The sequence below is a fragment of the Polyangium fumosum genome (assembly GCF_005144585.1).
GTDB classification, from domain to species: Bacteria; Myxococcota_A; Polyangia; order Polyangiales; family Polyangiaceae; genus Polyangium; species Polyangium fumosum.
This window is the reverse complement of the sequence record NZ_SSMQ01000085.1, coordinates 39606-53292: the sequence shown is the minus strand read 5'-3', so window position 1 is coordinate 53292 and position 13687 is coordinate 39606. Positions and strand designations below refer to the sequence as shown.

The window sequence follows — 13687 nt, the reverse complement described above, 5'->3', positions numbered from 1 at the left end:
CTGTTCGATGAACTGCGCATCGCGCAGTTCATCGACCCTGGGTCCAGCGCCTCGCTGGTCCGGGTCCAGGGGCGGACAGCCCCTGGTGGGGCCTGGGGCAACGCCCCAGCGGCCAGAGAAGACCCATCACGGCCAGCGACGCTGCCCGTGCGGGAGACGGACCTCGGCGGCCTCGTGGAAGAGCTGCGCCTCGGCGCGGCGAACACGTGCCCTCGGGCGTCGACGAAACATGTTTGGCGGCGCGACAAACACCTCCACCGGGTGACGGACCGAGGGACGCGGCGTGTTTCCTGCCGTTGGCCTGCGCGCGTTCGGGTTGTCCTCCGCGACAAGCTCCCTCGACGGCCGACGGCGCGTGTGCGGCAGCTCGACAAGGACCCTCGGCCGCGTCCGGTGCTTGTCTTTGGGCTCGACCTTCCCCCCGGGAACACGCCCTGCTGCTTGTCCGGTGGCGAGACGCTTGCCCTTCCGCGCCGACACACCTTGTTCGGGCGTCGTGACGGAGGTCCCACGGCGTCGACGTGCCTTGTTGCGGCGCGGAACAGACGAGGCCACGAGCCGATGTCGCCTGTCGAGGATGCGCAGAGGCAACGGCGCGGGGAGAACCGATCGAGGACGAGCCCCGCGCAGCGCTCGTGGTCTCCCGCCGGGGCTCGTCAGCGCAGCGGACTTCGTTGGCAGGGTCGTCGTGGGTCTTGTCCGCGGGGGGGATCGCCGATTGAGCGCCGGCCCTGGGGCTGCTACCGTCGCCGACGGCCACACCTACGATCCTGCGACGCGAGCTTTTCATGCCCCACCTCACGCTCCCCACGATCTTCACCATGGCTTCGACGCTCGTGTTCCTCGTCCTCGAGCGCGTGCGGCCTGGGCGCGTCTTGCCGCACGTGCCTGGCTGGCATGCGCGTGCGCTCCTCCTGAACCTCGCGCAGCTTGGCATCACGCTCGCGTTGAACCGCGTCTGGGTGCACGTGTTCCAGGGAGCGTCGCTCTTCACGGTGTCTGCGCTCGAACGCCCGTGGCTCGAAGGGCTCATCGCTTGGTTCGTGGGCACCTTTTTTTATTACTGGTGGCACCGCCTGCGCCATGCGAACGGCTTCTGGCGTATCTTCCACCAGATCCACCACTCACCCGCGCGTATCGAGATCCTCACGTCGTTCTACAAGCACCCCGTCGAGATGGCCTCGGATGCGCTGCTCAGCGCGACGATTGCGTACCTCCTGCTCGGCATCTCGCTCGAAGGCGCGTTCTGGTTCAACTTCTTCGCCGCGACGGGGGAGTATTTCTACCACGGCAATTTCAAGAGCCCGCGCTGGCTGAAGTGGTTCATCCAGACGCCCGAGCTGCATTCCGTGCACCACGAGCTCGACGTCCATCGCTACAACTTCTCCGATTTGCCCCTGTGGGATCGGCTCTTCGGCACGTACCGGGACGCGGACGCGTTCGCCCCGCAGTGCGGGTTCCCCGGCACGAACGAGCGCAAGCTCGGCGCGATGCTCGTGTTCCGGGACGTCTATCACGATCCCTCCTGAAGGCGCTCCGGGCGCGGCGCACGGCTGAGCATGGGTCTCATCGTAAGCCGCCGCGCCGGGGCGCTGCCCCGGACCCTGCGGGGGGCTGTCCGCCCCCTCGACCCCGGACCAGGCACAGCCTGGACCGAGGGTTGAAAAACTGCGCCACGCGCAGTTTTTCAAACGGGCCGACGAAGAACCCAGGTTGCCAGCAGAACCCGCAGCGCGGCTGTCTCGGTGGGCAACGTCGCTGCGGGTCTTGACCGGGCCTGTTCGATGAGCTGCGCACCGCGCAGTTCATCGAGCTTGGGTCCAGCCCCTGGCTGGTCCAGGTCCAGGGGCGGACAGCCCCGGTGGGGTCTGGGGCAAAGCCCCAGCTCCGCGCCTCCCCAGAGGAGACCCATGCTCAGCCGCGGCGCAGCGCAAACGTCCCTCTTTTCGCCACGTTGGAGAGCCTTCGAAAAAAAGTCGACGGCCGTGTCGATCTCGCGCCCCCTCGTTCGACGTGAAGACAGCGCCAGGGCGAAACGCCCGGTCGAGGGAGAAGAGACATGAACTGCAAGCGCATCTCGATGGCCGTGTGTCTGTTCGTCGTCGCGTGTGGGGGAGAAGACCCGGAGCCCGCCGCGGAGCCGACCGCCTACAAGGACATGAGCTTCGCAGAGCGCGTGGTCTTCATGAACGACGTCGTGATGCCGGAGATGAAGGAGGTCTTCGTCGCGTTCGACGCCAAGTTCGAGGCGATGGACTGCACGACCTGCCACGGCCAGGGCGTGACGGATGGCACCTATGCGATGCCGAGCGCGCAAATCGCCCCGCTCCCCGGCACGGAGGAGGCGTTCCTCGAATACGTCAAGGATCCGGAGGCAGCGCGGTGGAGCCAGTTCATGTTCGACGAGGTCATGACGCGCATGGCCGCCTTGCTCCAGGTCCCCACGTACAACCCCGAGACCCACGCAGAGGGGTTCTCGTGCAGCAACTGCCATACCCATACGGTGGAGGCTCCCTGAGGCCTGAGGCCGCCGCGCCGGGGCCCTGCCCCGGACCCCGCGGGGGGCTGTCCGCCCCCTCGACCCCGGACCAGCCAGGGGCTGGACCCAGGGTTGAAAAACTGCGCTGCGCGCAGTTTTTCAAACAGGCCGACGAAGAAGCCGGGGGGCCAGCCGAACCAGCAGCGCGGCTGTCTTGGTGGGCAGGGTCGTTGCCGGTCTTGACCGGGCCTGTTCGATGAGCTGCGCGGAGCGCAGCTCATCGAGCCTGGGTCCAGCCCCTGGCTGGTCCGGGTGCAGGGGCGGACAGCCCCTGCTGGGGCCTGGGGCAAAGCCCCAGCGAAACGACTTCACGACGAGACCCATGCTCAGCTCTTCATGACGCGGCGCACCCAGCGCGTTTCGGCCTCCGACAACATGTCCCGCGCCACGCTCGCGCGCCGCAGCACGGAAAGCACGCTCGCCGGGTCGCATCCACAAAGCCCCGAGGCCCACGCGGGGTTGGCCTCGACCACGCCCCAGCCACGCCCGGCCATGCGCCCGACGTCCACGACGACCGCGGGAGGCATCTCCACGTCGGGGTCGTCGAGCACCGCGCGGATCGCGGTGGACGCCGCCTCGATCTCCGCGGGGGCCGCCTCCCAATCGCCCGCGGCATTCCGTGCGATCTCGCCATTGCGGATGTACGGCGAGAAGGCCGCCACCTCGCGCTCGCGCACGAAAAACCGGAACTCCACCTCGAAGACGACCGGCTCGCTCACCAGCACGGGCAGGTCCGGCGGCAACACCGGGTCCGGATCGAGCGCGGCGCCGTTGGCGTAGACGCGGGCGGGGAAGCACTTCTCGTCGGTCGGCTTGATGAACACGCGCTCCTGGATCGACAGGGCTTCCGAAAGCGTCGTGAGACGCACGTCACGGAGGCGGTGGCGCTGCGGGAGCCTGGGCAGCCAATCGCTCGTCGGTTCGAGGAGCACGAGGCAGAGGTCGTCCATGATCGCGTCGGCGAGGATCGTCTCGCCGTAGAACACCGGGGCGCGCGCGGCGAGGCCGTCCGGGCAACGGAAGGCGTGAAGGCGCTCGATGTCCCAGCCGGCCGCGAGCGCAGCGGCGAAGAGCGCGTTCGAGTCGGGGCTGTAGCGATGGGAGAGGACGAGCGTCGGCACGCAACGAGGGTACACCGAGTCGGCGTCCGCGACCGTCCTTGACCGCCCTTCGGCCCCCCTGGCATAACCGATCCACCTCGCGTGCCCCTCGACGCCCGCCCGCCGCTCGCCGCCCTGTTCGTCACCTGTGCCGCTTGCACCGGCGTGCCCCCCGCGCCGGCATCCTCCCCGCCCGCGGCTCCGGCGGCGACGGCCCCTGCTGCAGACGATCCGCACGTCCCCTCGGCTGCGGCGCAAGCTTCGAGCGAGCCGCCGCCCGCCCCCGCGGACGTCACGCCCGCCGGGCCTCCGCCCTACCCGGAGGCGTGGATCCACGAAGCCGAGGCCACGAACCACGCGCTGAGCTGTCACGAGCTCATCTACAAGCAGGGCTGCGCGGAGCTGCGGGTCGGCTCGGTGACGGTGGTGGTCACGCTCGCGCCCGACGGAAAGGTCCTCCGCGTCGATCAGGTCGACAACACGGTGGAGAACGAGCCGGACGTCGTCTGGCGCTGCCTGGCGCGGAAGCTGCCGCAGTGGAAGGTGCACGCGCCGGAGGGCACGTCGCCGACGTTCCGGCTGACGCTGCACTTTCGGGACAAGTGCTGAAGGCGCGCACGACGCGCGCCCCGGCATCACGCGACTACCAGACCGTGCCAGCGACCTGCTTGGTGGTGGCCATGAGGCGGTTGAACAGGTTGGTCAGGCCAATCATCAGGGTCAAGGCCGCCAGCCCTTGCTCGTCGTAATGCTTGACGGCCTCGTTCCAGATCTCGTCCGGGACCGGATCCGACCGATCGCTGAGCCGCGTGGCGGCCTCGGCGAGCGCCAGCGCGGCGCGTTCGGCCTCGGTGAAGTAGGGCGTTTCCCGCCAGGCCGCCACGGCGAACAGCCGTTCGTCGCTCTCGCCGGCCTTCTTGGCGTTGCGCGCGCCCGAGTCGACGCAATAACCGCATCCATTGATCTGGCTCGCGCGCAGATGGACAAGCTCGAGTGTCCTTTCCGGCACGCCGCCTTTCTTCGCGGCCTTGATCACATTGAGAAGGGCGGGCATCGCCTCGGGAAGGATCACCGCCGGGTTTTTCATCCGTGCCTGCATCGTTCGTCTCCTGGGTCAGATCGACTGGGAATCGTCCAGCACTGCGATGACGGACCGCGACGAGGGAACGTGACCGATGGACGAAAATTATTTTTCTGGCCGAGCGCTTCGAGGCCCACCGGACCCGAGCACCAAGCGCGGCTCGCCGACGCGGTCGGCCTCGCGCGGCTCGGCGCGCCACGTACGTGGGCTCCTCCTCCAGGCCAGCTCGTGGGGGTGTGGTAGGCTTGGCGCCATGGCGCGCAAGGCGAAGGGGCAGGGGCAACGCGGAAAGCCATGCGCGCTCCTCGTGGCCACGCTCGTCGGGACGCTCTCGGGGTGTGGTCCGCAGCTCCTGCACCGAGGCGAGAAACGGTTCCTTTTCGTGCGGCTGCGCGCGGGCGACGGCCGCGCCATTGCAGGGATGGTGGACGCGCCACGCTCGGCGACGCCGGAGGTCTGCACCCTCGCGCCCGTAGAGAAGCCGGAGCGCGCGCGCGAGGTCCTCGAATTCAACCTCCCGCACGCGCGAGACTATCAGCGGTCGGCGTGGGAGCTTCGCGCCCAGGCGCGCGGCACCTGTCGTGTCGAGGCGCGCGTCGGCGAGGTCGTCGCGCAAGCGCTCGTCGAGGTCGACTGAACGGTCATTTTGGCTCCGTCGCCCGCAGGAGCAGTTTTTGGATCGTGTCCCCGTCGAGCACCGTGAAGACGGAGGATTGGCCTTCGTGGTGCACGTAGATCCCGGTTTGCATGGCGACCGCGAGGGCGAGCAGCTTGACCGCCGGCATTCCCTCGGGTTTGCTGGTGTCCCCCTCGGCGGCGCGGAGGGACGCCTCGTCCGTGTACACGGCGAGGTTGCCCTCGTGGCGGGGCATCTTCCCGCCCGCGTTGTTGTAATAGAGGACCGACCGCAAAAGCTCCCGTTCGAAGACCTCGTGCGCCTTGGCATGGTCGATCCCGTAGGCCTCGGGCGTCCATATCGCGATCAGCGCGGGGCCGAGCTTCTCGTTGTTCGGGATCCCCGTCGTGAGGGCGGGATCCAGCGTCTTCGCCATCCGGATCTCGGGGACCGCCGTGGTCTCCGCGGGCGCCGATGCGCGCGGACGCTGGCCCTCGACGACATTTCGCACGTGCTCCTCGGTCGCAAAGCGCTGGAACTTGTTTTCCATGCGCACCCCGGCGAGGCTCTCGGCCTGCCTCATGGCAGCGTCCTGCTCGCGCGAACCTTGCCCTCGCACGTAAAATCCACCAATCCCCACGGCCATGAAGCCCAGGGAGATAGCCCCCGCCGCGGCCGACGGGACAGGCGGCGAGGGGTCGTTCTTCGTGGCCGCGAACAACACGCCCGCGCCGAGCATCCCGACGATCCCGACGATCCCCAGGCCGAGCCCGAGGTTCTTCTTGCTCTGCGCGCGGAGCACGTCCGTCTCGTAAAGCTCGAGGGCGCGGGCGTGGCTCTGGCGGACGCGCTCGCGCTCCTGGTCGTACGCCGTCTCGAAGGCCGCATCCCGGGCGATGCGCAGGGCGCTGAGCGCGTCGATCTCCGTATCGCCCTGGTAGACGTGCCATTCGTGGAAGGGGACCTCGGTCGGCTCCGTCGTGTAGACGACCTCCTTGCCCACGTACCTGCCGCTCGCGCTGTAGACCTGGCGCTCGCCGACACGGACCTTCTTGTCGACCGTGCGCACGGAGTCCTTGGCCTCGAAGCGGAGGGGTTTCCCATTCGACAGGTGCGAGACCTGGTACTCGTACATCGCGGGCGCCTGCGGCGGCGCCGGCGGCGCGCACCCGCCGAGCGCGGCGCCGAGCAAGAGCCCTCCCAAAAGATTCCTCGTCGATTCCGTAGATCCAGGATGCATGCGCATGACCTCGGTTGCCCCTACGACAAAAGCCGTGCCAGCATCCGAGAGACGCGCGCAGCCGCAGAATCGAGGGGGCTCTCGCCGGGCGTAGTCACGCCGTCATGACACTTCGGTGTCATGCGCGCGTACCACTGTAGCGTCCGCGTACCACACGCAACCAGGTCGAGGGCCCCCCCGAGGGTGTTCGGCGGCGGCTAATCCTCGTTCCAGGTCGGGGCCACATGAAACCCTTTTCCCCGGAGGATCTTGTGGTTCTCCTGGAGGAGCGCGGCGCGGAGCGGCCCCGTCTGCGTATCGATGCTCTCCTGGATGTTGTCCAGGCGCGGCTCGATGAAATCCTTGATGGCCGGCTCCTTCGTTCCCTGGAGAACGGCGAACGACTTGTTGTATTCGGCTTCCTCGTCCGCGAGGCCACGAATCAACGAGCCTATCTGGGCGACCCTCGCCGCGTCCATCCGGACGGTCGGAACGACGCGGGTGCCGTTCGGCAGCGACATCCCGGCCCCTCCGCATACGGCCCATATCACGCGGCGTTGCCCCGGCGGAATCACGATCCTGGAGAGCGAGTAGTAGGCCTGATGCTCGCTGAGCTTGCCGTTCTGCTGGTCCTCATACCCTACGAGGGTCGTGCCGTAATCGACCTGAAGACGCGCGTTCTTCGGCGCGTGCACGCAGAACGCGCCATGAAAGAGGATCCGGGTCAGCCAGTAGGGGGTCGGCGTCGTCCCGCCGTTGCAATCCGGGACCATGTCTCCGGCCATCACGGCCTGGCTTGGCTTGGATTCTGCCGCTCCCGGTTGGGAGGCCTTGGCGTTCGCCGAGGCCAGAGGCAACGTATCCGCTTCGGCCGCGGGCGCGGGGACAGCCCAAAGCGTCCCGAGGACCACGGCGAGCCCAAAGCATCGTCGAAGTGTCGAACCCTTCGTCTCGTTCTTCATGGCTCTACTCCAGCATGGCGCTGCAATCACGCGCAGAGGCCTCCGGCTGGTCGTACGGCAAGGTCGCCGGGAGATGGCTGCACGACGCGCCGCCGTCGAGGAACCTCTTCGCGACCCCGAGGCACTCATAATAACAAAGCGACTGGAACTTGCCGCATACGGCGACGGCACAACGATGCAATTCGTTCTCCGGCTGCCCGAACCACTTCGGTGGCGTCTCCCTCGCGACGGCGCTGCTCGCGGCGGACACCTGCGCGTAGCCCGGGAGCGCAGGGGTTGGCTGGGGAGGCCTGATCCCGAGAGGGCGCATTTCTGTCGCGATCTGCCCGAGGTCGTCCAGGTCCACCCGCTTCTTGCGCGCGATCATCTCCGCGATCTCGCGCTTGAGGGGCAAACTCCGCCGCTCGTAAAGGACGCCTGCCGGCGTCGCGAGCTCCTGGGGCAACACGATCCTGGTCTTCGGCCAGATCGTCCCGGTCCCGAACGGCTTGGGCGGCACGCCACGCTTGGCGGCGTCGAGCATATATTTGTCGTGCGCTTCTCGCAGGACGGCCTCGTTTTTCTTGAAGATCAGCTTGAAAGCCGCTGGGTCGCCGTAATAGCGCGTCGCCACCAGGTAGAGGGTGTCTGAATCGGTGATCTCGTACACGAGTTCGTTCGGCTGGCCGGCGCTCGCCACGGTGCATGTGCCGGCGACGAGCATGGCGACCATCAAGGCGCGCCGAAACATCTTCATTCGAATCATTGGTCTCCAAGTCCTCCCATGTCGCTCATTTGGCGACCGATACGACTTCGCCCGAGGCTTCGTTCACCCAGTACACGCGGGTCGCGTCGACCGCGATGCCCATCGGGCGCTGCTGCGCGGACGCGAGCAGCACGGGCTCCTGCTTTCCGTCGAGCCGTGCCTTCTTGACCATTCCGCCTTCATTTGTCCAATATACCCACGTGTCGTCGACGGCGACTCCGCGTGGCCCGGGCTCGTTCGCCGCAAGGACCTCGACCGGGCCGCCGCGTCGCGCGACCGAGAGGGTCCCCGATCCATTGCCTTCACGCGACCAGGCCACGACCTCTTCGCGGGGGTCGACGGCCACGGCAAACGGCTTGTCCTGGTTCTCGGCGACGAGCCAGGGCTCGCCCCGCTCTTTGAAGGACCAGCCCCAGATGCTGCCGCCTTGCGTTGTTCGCACGAAATAGACGCCGCGGCGCCCGGCGGCGAAGCCGAAAGGATTCGGATCGGCGCCGTCGTACTCGAGCAGCGGCTTCTTCCCGAGCTCTCTCCGCGCCCCAAAGAGCGTTCCCTTCTTGGTGTTCGTGTTCTGGAAGAAGAAGAAGGCACCACCTTCCGAGGACGCGAGCCCGGCAATCTGCTGCTCGGGATGGAGCCATTGGACCAGGGATTTTCGCGCGCCCGTGACGGCGTCTATCGTGAGCAAGCTCTTGGAGGACGTGTCCGTCCAGTACCAGCGACCGGTGTCGAACGCGATGCGGGTCGGCGCGCCCCCGACCGACATCGGCGCCGGGGTGCCTCCGCCTTTGCGCATGCGGAAGGCCTTGCCCTGCCTGGGAACGGTCCAGGCCACGATCCCCTCCACGTCGTCGTCCACGGCGACGCTGAGCGCACCAGGCTCGTACGTCCCGAGGACGATCGGCTTGCACCGCCCGCCTTCGAAGGCCTCCGGCGTCGCCTGCGCGTCGACCTCGCACCCATCGGCGGGGTCGCCGTTGCAATCGTGAAGCCCGGATCCGCAGGTCGCCTTGCAGATCCCCTCCTGGCACGTCGCGCCGTCGCCGACGATTCCTTTGCACGCGCGTCCGCAGAGGCCGCAATGATCGGCGCTGGACACGACGTCCGTCTCGCAACCATTGGCTGGGTTTCCGTCACAATTCATGAAACCCGGCTGGCACGTGGACGCGCACTCGCCAGCCGCGCACGCGGCGTCACCGTGCTGGTTCGTGCATGCGTTGCTGCATTTCCCGCAGTTCGCGGGAGCCCCGAGATCGGCCTCGCAACCGTTCGCCGGGTCCCCATCACAATCGGCGAAGCCTGCCGCGCAGACAGGCGCACAGGAGCCGCTCGTGCAGCTCGTCGAGCCGTGCTCGTTGAGGCATCGCACGCCACAAGCGCCGCAGCTCTCGACGTGCGTGAGATCCGTCTCGCATCCATTGAGCAAGGAGGCATCGCAGTTGCCCTTGTGCGGGTCGCACGTCGACGAGAGGACGTCCGGGCGCGCGCTGGCGGTGACGAACATTCCCGCGACGACGAGGGACGCCATCGCTCCGCCGAGCCAAATACGCCGCGGCTTGGAGACGGGCCGCGCCGGCGCCGGCGCCTCGACCTTCGAGCCATCCGGGAGAACGTCGAACGCCGCGGAGAACTCGGCCGCCGACTGGAACCGCATCTGCGGGTCTCTCTGAAACGCGATGCGGAAGAATGCGTTCACCTCGCCCGGAAGATGCGAGATGGGCGGCGGGCCATCGGAGGAGAGCAGAACGAGCCGCGCGACGTCGACGTGCGCCGCTCCCGTGAACGGCAACTTGCCCGTGAGGAGGCGGTAGAGCACGGCCGCGAGGGACCAGAGATCACTCCTGAAATCGACGCGGTTGGAATGGCGCCATTGCTCCGGGCTCATGTAGCTGACCGTGCCCATCGCCATGTTCTCTTGGGTCAGCTCGTCGTGCTCGCTCGTGATGATCTCGGTTCCGGGATCCACCATCGGCTCGACGAGCTTCATCAAGCCGAAATCGACGATCTTGACCTTGCTTTCGATGCAGTAGATGTTCCCCGGCTTCAGATCACGGTGAATGACGCCCGCGGCGTGGGTCGCCTGCAGCCCTTTGCATAGCTGTCTGCAGATCGACTTCACCGTCGGCATCGACATGGGCCCCTCGCGCTCGAGCCGCTTCGCGAGGCTCTCCCCCGTCAAGAGCTCCATCACCAGGAAGGGCGCCGGCGCGTCGCCATACTCGAAGCACCGGAGGACGTACTCGCTGTCGATCAGGCAAAGCGCCTGCGCTTCCCGGCGGAATCGCTCGAGGTCGTCCGGCGCGTGCGTCCGCGGAATCTTGAGCGCGACCTTCAGATGAAGCTTCGTGTTGATCGCCTTCCAAACCTGCCCGAAGGCCCCTTCGCCGAGCTTCGAGATCAGTTCGAACCGGCCGGCGAAGGTCCTGCCGGGACGAAGGTCGACCGGCTGGATGCCACCGACTTCGTCCGGCTGGAGCTTCAGGGTGGGCACGCTGAGGTCATCGCCAGTGGCCGTGTTCATGCTCGCGCCACCAGATTGCAGCAATGCGACGGGCTGGCCAAAATTTCGAGTCCTTATCAACGTGTCTCCGAGAAACGACACGGCTACGTATTTCTGCGTATGGACAGCCGTTCGATATCGTGCATGCAGGCGCCGGGAATCCCGACCACACACGAACGGGACCACGATGGCATCGAGGGACCGCCGCCGACGGGATGCACCTGACCATCCGAAGAGCCTCGAACTGCGCTCTGCCGGATGCACCCATCCCCCGAGATGCCCGGAAAAACGGCCCCGGACCGCAGGCATGACGCGTGCAATGCCCGAGGACATCCCTGCCGCTCGATCTTCATTGGATCGGCAGCGCGAACCCCTGCGATCAAGGAGCTCTCCCATGCAATCTCGGCGTTGGTTCGAGGTCAAAGTTCAATCGCCTTGGCGGACCGCGAGGAAACAGGCGCGGCGTATCATCCTGCTGCCGGACGGAAACCATCGCAAAGGCGAGTCCAGTCGCGACTACGCCGCCGGTGCCGCCAACGTCGTCGGCTGCGCCGAGCACGTCGCCCTGCGCGGCGACGTGGAGACGCTGCTCGTCTGCATCGCTTCACGTCAAAACGTCGACAAGAGGCCGGAGGCATTCTTCGACGTCGTCGCCGCGCAATTCGCGTGGCTGCGCACGGAGGTCCGGGAAGGCCGCGCGCTCGTTCCCTGCGGGATTCGTTGCAGCGTGCGCGGGGACCTCGCACGAATGCGCGCAGCGGGCGGCGCACGGGCCCGGCTCGTCGCCAGCATCGAAGCAGCCTGCGAGGCGACCCGGTCTCTGCCGGAGCCGCGGATGAACCTCGAATTCTGGATCGACTATCCGGACGAGCTCGCCTGGGAGCGGGATGTCGATCTCGTCCTCCGCACCGGCGCCGAAGAGCCGGACGTCGTGCGTCCCGGCTTCTGCCTTCCTCCTTTCGTGCCGTGCGCCGCGACGACGACGTTGTGGCCCGACGTCCATCCCGAGGAGATAGGAGCTCTCATCGATCGAGGCCTGCGGGACGCGCCGTCCCATTTCGCCCCCGGATACAATCTCGAGCTGGCGCTCGAACTCGCCCGGGCGCTGCCGCGCGCGCGCATCCCTGCGCCGATGCGGCTCACCCTTCCCGTCTGCGCCTCGGCAGAGGAGATCGACACGAGGCTCGGCGCCTTCCACGCCGATCCGACGGGGGAGCCCGCCGTGGAGGTGAGCTGCCTGGGTCCGCGCGGATGGGGTGGTCACGAGCGCGCGCTCGACGACGATACCTGGTATGCGATTCGAATCGTCCCGGCGGCCCGCTCGGCCGAGGGCATTGCCGAGGACTACGACGCGGTCATCGCCCCGGGCCAGGCTGCGCCAAACGTCCTCCTCGCCGCGCCTTCCACGGCCGCGGCGCCGGTCCATCCGTGCGCCCCCACGGCGCAGGGCATTCTTCATGCGCTCCGACGCGCGGTTCGTTTCCCTGTCGCGCACGTCCTCTTGCAGGGCGCGGACCGGAGTCGAGGGCCCTCGATTTCGGTCGATCCGCCCTGGCCCGCCGAGATCCTCGACCTCATCGAGGTGACAGCAGCGAAGCCCGAGCGCTCGATCGAGCAGATCGTGCGCGCGCGCTTGCCGAGCGCCGCCGGCGCGGACGCCGAGCGCGACCTGCTCGTCGAGGCCATGTCGGCGCGGGTGCTCGGGCAGGCCCTGTCGGAGGGGCTCCTGCTCCCGGATCGATCGTTGCGCCAGGGAGATCGCAACTATGCGTATACGGGCGCCTACATGATGCTCCGCGTGCCGGACGAGGCGGATCCGACAGGGGAGGGGTGGGAGCGTTCGGCGGAGCTCGCCATTCGTTGTATGCTCGCGATCTCCGCGGGCGACAATGGGGTCTTCGACCGGGTCCTGCCAGGCGAGATGCCGGACGCATGGCGCGCGCGGCTGCAATCTGCGGCGCATCACCTGGAGGCGATCGCCCGCGGCGAGCGACCTGCCGCGCCCCCCGTCGGGCCGGGCATGCGGATCGTCGACGCCATCGGAAAGCAATGGGAGAGCCTCTTCTCGCGCCACGCGAGCGCCAGCGGCGCGCTCTCGCAGGCCTGCCGTGACGCGCTCGTACGCCATTATCGGGCGAACGCGCTCGAACGCGCGCCGGACGTCGTCGACAATCCGCTCGTGCGCCGGCTCGGGCTCGGCGGACCTCCGCGGCAGGAGGCGATCGCGCACATCGAGGCGAGGTATGCATCCAGGGCGCCTGGTCCCGTCGGCGAAAGAATTCGGCGCCTCCTGCACGAGCACGCGGGCGATCCAGCGCGCTTCGCGGATCTCCAGCGCGAGCTTCGACTCCTGCTGCACATCGTGGATACGGCGCCGACCATCGCCGTGGAGGTCTTGTTTCTCTTCTGCGGGCTCGCGACGCCCGCGGAGCACGTCCACGAAATGCGTCTGCGAGCCTTGATCGAGGTCGGGCAGCTCGCCGACCCTACGTTCCGATTGGCGAACGACCTCGCCAGCCTGAGCAGGAACGGGGGCGATCGAGATACCGGCAAGGAGAGCTGCCTGTCGATTCTGATCCCCAAGGGCGTTTCACCCTCGACGGGCGCTGCGGCCCTGGAGCGTGCGCGGGCGCTCGGGGAGACGTACCTCGCGTGGCTCGAGGAGCATCTGGGGCACGCGATGGCGAGGCTCGCGCCCGCGTGGCCCTCCATGGCGGAGAAGGTGATGAGAGCCGTGCACGTGGGCCGAGGCGTGTACCGATGCGCGCACTACACGACCCTGTCGTCGGAGGAGATGCTCGCGCTCCTCGGCGAGGTGAGCCGGGCGCGGCCCCGACGCGACCCTCCAGCAAATGCGCTCGCTGCGCCGGGTTCGTCCGCGTCGCCTGTGAAACCTTTGCTTCCCCTCACGGGAACCGGGTAGAA

The 13687-nt window shown here is 67.8% G+C and carries 11 protein-coding genes; 5 read left to right on the top strand and 6 right to left on the bottom strand.

All coding sequences use genetic code 11. The features are described from left to right. Positions 1 to 788: 788 nt before the first annotated feature. The gene (locus E8A74_RS45210) at positions 789 to 1529 is read left to right on the top strand and encodes a sterol desaturase family protein (protein WP_136935372.1); all 741 of its coding nucleotides are present in this window, start codon (positions 789 to 791) and stop codon (positions 1527 to 1529) included. A gap of 530 nt (positions 1530 to 2059) precedes the next feature. After that, positions 2060 to 2518, top strand: coding sequence for a hypothetical protein (locus E8A74_RS45205; RefSeq protein WP_136935371.1), 459 nt, complete (start codon positions 2060 to 2062; stop codon positions 2516 to 2518). A gap of 347 nt (positions 2519 to 2865) precedes the next feature. Here the strand turns inward: E8A74_RS45205 and E8A74_RS45200 are convergent, their stop codons facing one another. Then, positions 2866 to 3660: an ATP-grasp domain-containing protein gene (locus tag E8A74_RS45200; protein WP_136935370.1), complete on the bottom strand. Its 795-nt coding sequence runs from the start codon at positions 3658 to 3660 to the stop codon at positions 2866 to 2868. Between the two features lie 81 nt (positions 3661 to 3741). On the opposite strand from E8A74_RS45200, the gene E8A74_RS54370 reads away from it, so the two are divergent. Next, positions 3742 to 4248 carry a hypothetical protein gene (locus E8A74_RS54370; RefSeq protein ID WP_136935369.1) on the top strand — a complete coding sequence of 169 codons (507 nt, stop codon included), beginning with the start codon at positions 3742 to 3744 and terminating at the stop codon, positions 4246 to 4248. A gap of 34 nt (positions 4249 to 4282) precedes the next feature. Here the strand turns inward: E8A74_RS54370 and E8A74_RS45190 are convergent, their stop codons facing one another. Continuing rightward, positions 4283 to 4738: a carboxymuconolactone decarboxylase family protein gene (locus E8A74_RS45190; RefSeq protein WP_136935368.1), complete on the bottom strand. Its 456-nt coding sequence runs from the start codon at positions 4736 to 4738 to the stop codon at positions 4283 to 4285. Between the two features lie 235 nt (positions 4739 to 4973). Here E8A74_RS45190 and E8A74_RS45185 point away from each other — a divergent pair, with 235 nt between their 5' ends. Beyond that, complete coding sequence (locus tag E8A74_RS45185) at positions 4974 to 5357, top strand: hypothetical protein (protein WP_136935367.1); 384 nt, start codon at positions 4974 to 4976, stop codon at positions 5355 to 5357. A gap of 4 nt (positions 5358 to 5361) precedes the next feature. Here the strand turns inward: E8A74_RS45185 and E8A74_RS45180 are convergent, their stop codons facing one another. The 4 genes from E8A74_RS45180 to E8A74_RS45165 all read right to left on the bottom strand — a co-directional run bounded on the left by E8A74_RS45180 (position 5362) and on the right by E8A74_RS45165 (position 10783). Further along, a complete protein-coding gene (locus tag E8A74_RS45180; RefSeq protein ID WP_136935366.1) occupies positions 5362 to 6576 on the bottom strand; it encodes a hypothetical protein in 1215 nt (404 codons plus the stop codon). 197 nt (positions 6577 to 6773) lie between these two features. Then, a complete protein-coding gene (locus E8A74_RS45175) occupies positions 6774 to 7517 on the bottom strand; it encodes a hypothetical protein (protein ID WP_136935365.1) in 744 nt (247 codons plus the stop codon). Positions 7518 to 7521: 4 nt separating this feature from the next. Beyond that, positions 7522 to 8253 (bottom strand): LysM peptidoglycan-binding domain-containing protein, encoded by a 732-nt coding sequence (locus tag E8A74_RS45170; RefSeq protein ID WP_136935364.1) that lies wholly within the window; start codon positions 8251 to 8253, stop codon positions 7522 to 7524. A gap of 34 nt (positions 8254 to 8287) precedes the next feature. Further along, positions 8288 to 10783, bottom strand: coding sequence for a protein kinase domain-containing protein (locus E8A74_RS45165; RefSeq protein ID WP_170229867.1), 2496 nt, complete (start codon positions 10781 to 10783; stop codon positions 8288 to 8290). Between the two features lie 373 nt (positions 10784 to 11156). Between E8A74_RS45165 and E8A74_RS45160 the strand changes: the two genes are divergently transcribed. Next, positions 11157 to 13685 carry a hypothetical protein gene (locus tag E8A74_RS45160; RefSeq protein WP_136935362.1) on the top strand — a complete coding sequence of 843 codons (2529 nt, stop codon included), beginning with the start codon at positions 11157 to 11159 and terminating at the stop codon, positions 13683 to 13685. Positions 13686 to 13687: the final 2 nt, after the last annotated feature.

Excerpts from the sequence above, each read along its gene's own strand:
- E8A74_RS45210 (WP_136935372.1), top strand. The coding sequence starts at position 789 with ATGCCCCACCTCACGCTCCCCACGATCTTCACCATGGCTTCGACGCTC.
- E8A74_RS45205 (WP_136935371.1), top strand. The coding sequence starts at position 2,060 with ATGAACTGCAAGCGCATCTCGATGGCCGTGTGTCTGTTCGTCGTCGCG.
- E8A74_RS45190 (WP_136935368.1), bottom strand. The coding sequence starts at position 4,738 with ATGCAGGCACGGATGAAAAACCCGGCGGTGATCCTTCCCGAGGCGATG.
- E8A74_RS45185 (WP_136935367.1), top strand. The coding sequence starts at position 4,974 with ATGGCGCGCAAGGCGAAGGGGCAGGGGCAACGCGGAAAGCCATGCGCG.
- E8A74_RS45180 (WP_136935366.1), bottom strand. The coding sequence starts at position 6,576 with ATGCATCCTGGATCTACGGAATCGACGAGGAATCTTTTGGGAGGGCTC.
- E8A74_RS45175 (WP_136935365.1), bottom strand. The coding sequence starts at position 7,517 with ATGAAGAACGAGACGAAGGGTTCGACACTTCGACGATGCTTTGGGCTC.
- E8A74_RS45170 (WP_136935364.1), bottom strand. The coding sequence starts at position 8,253 with ATGAAGATGTTTCGGCGCGCCTTGATGGTCGCCATGCTCGTCGCCGGC.
- E8A74_RS45165 (WP_170229867.1), bottom strand. The coding sequence starts at position 10,783 with ATGAACACGGCCACTGGCGATGACCTCAGCGTGCCCACCCTGAAGCTC.
- E8A74_RS45160 (WP_136935362.1), top strand. The coding sequence starts at position 11,157 with ATGCAATCTCGGCGTTGGTTCGAGGTCAAAGTTCAATCGCCTTGGCGG.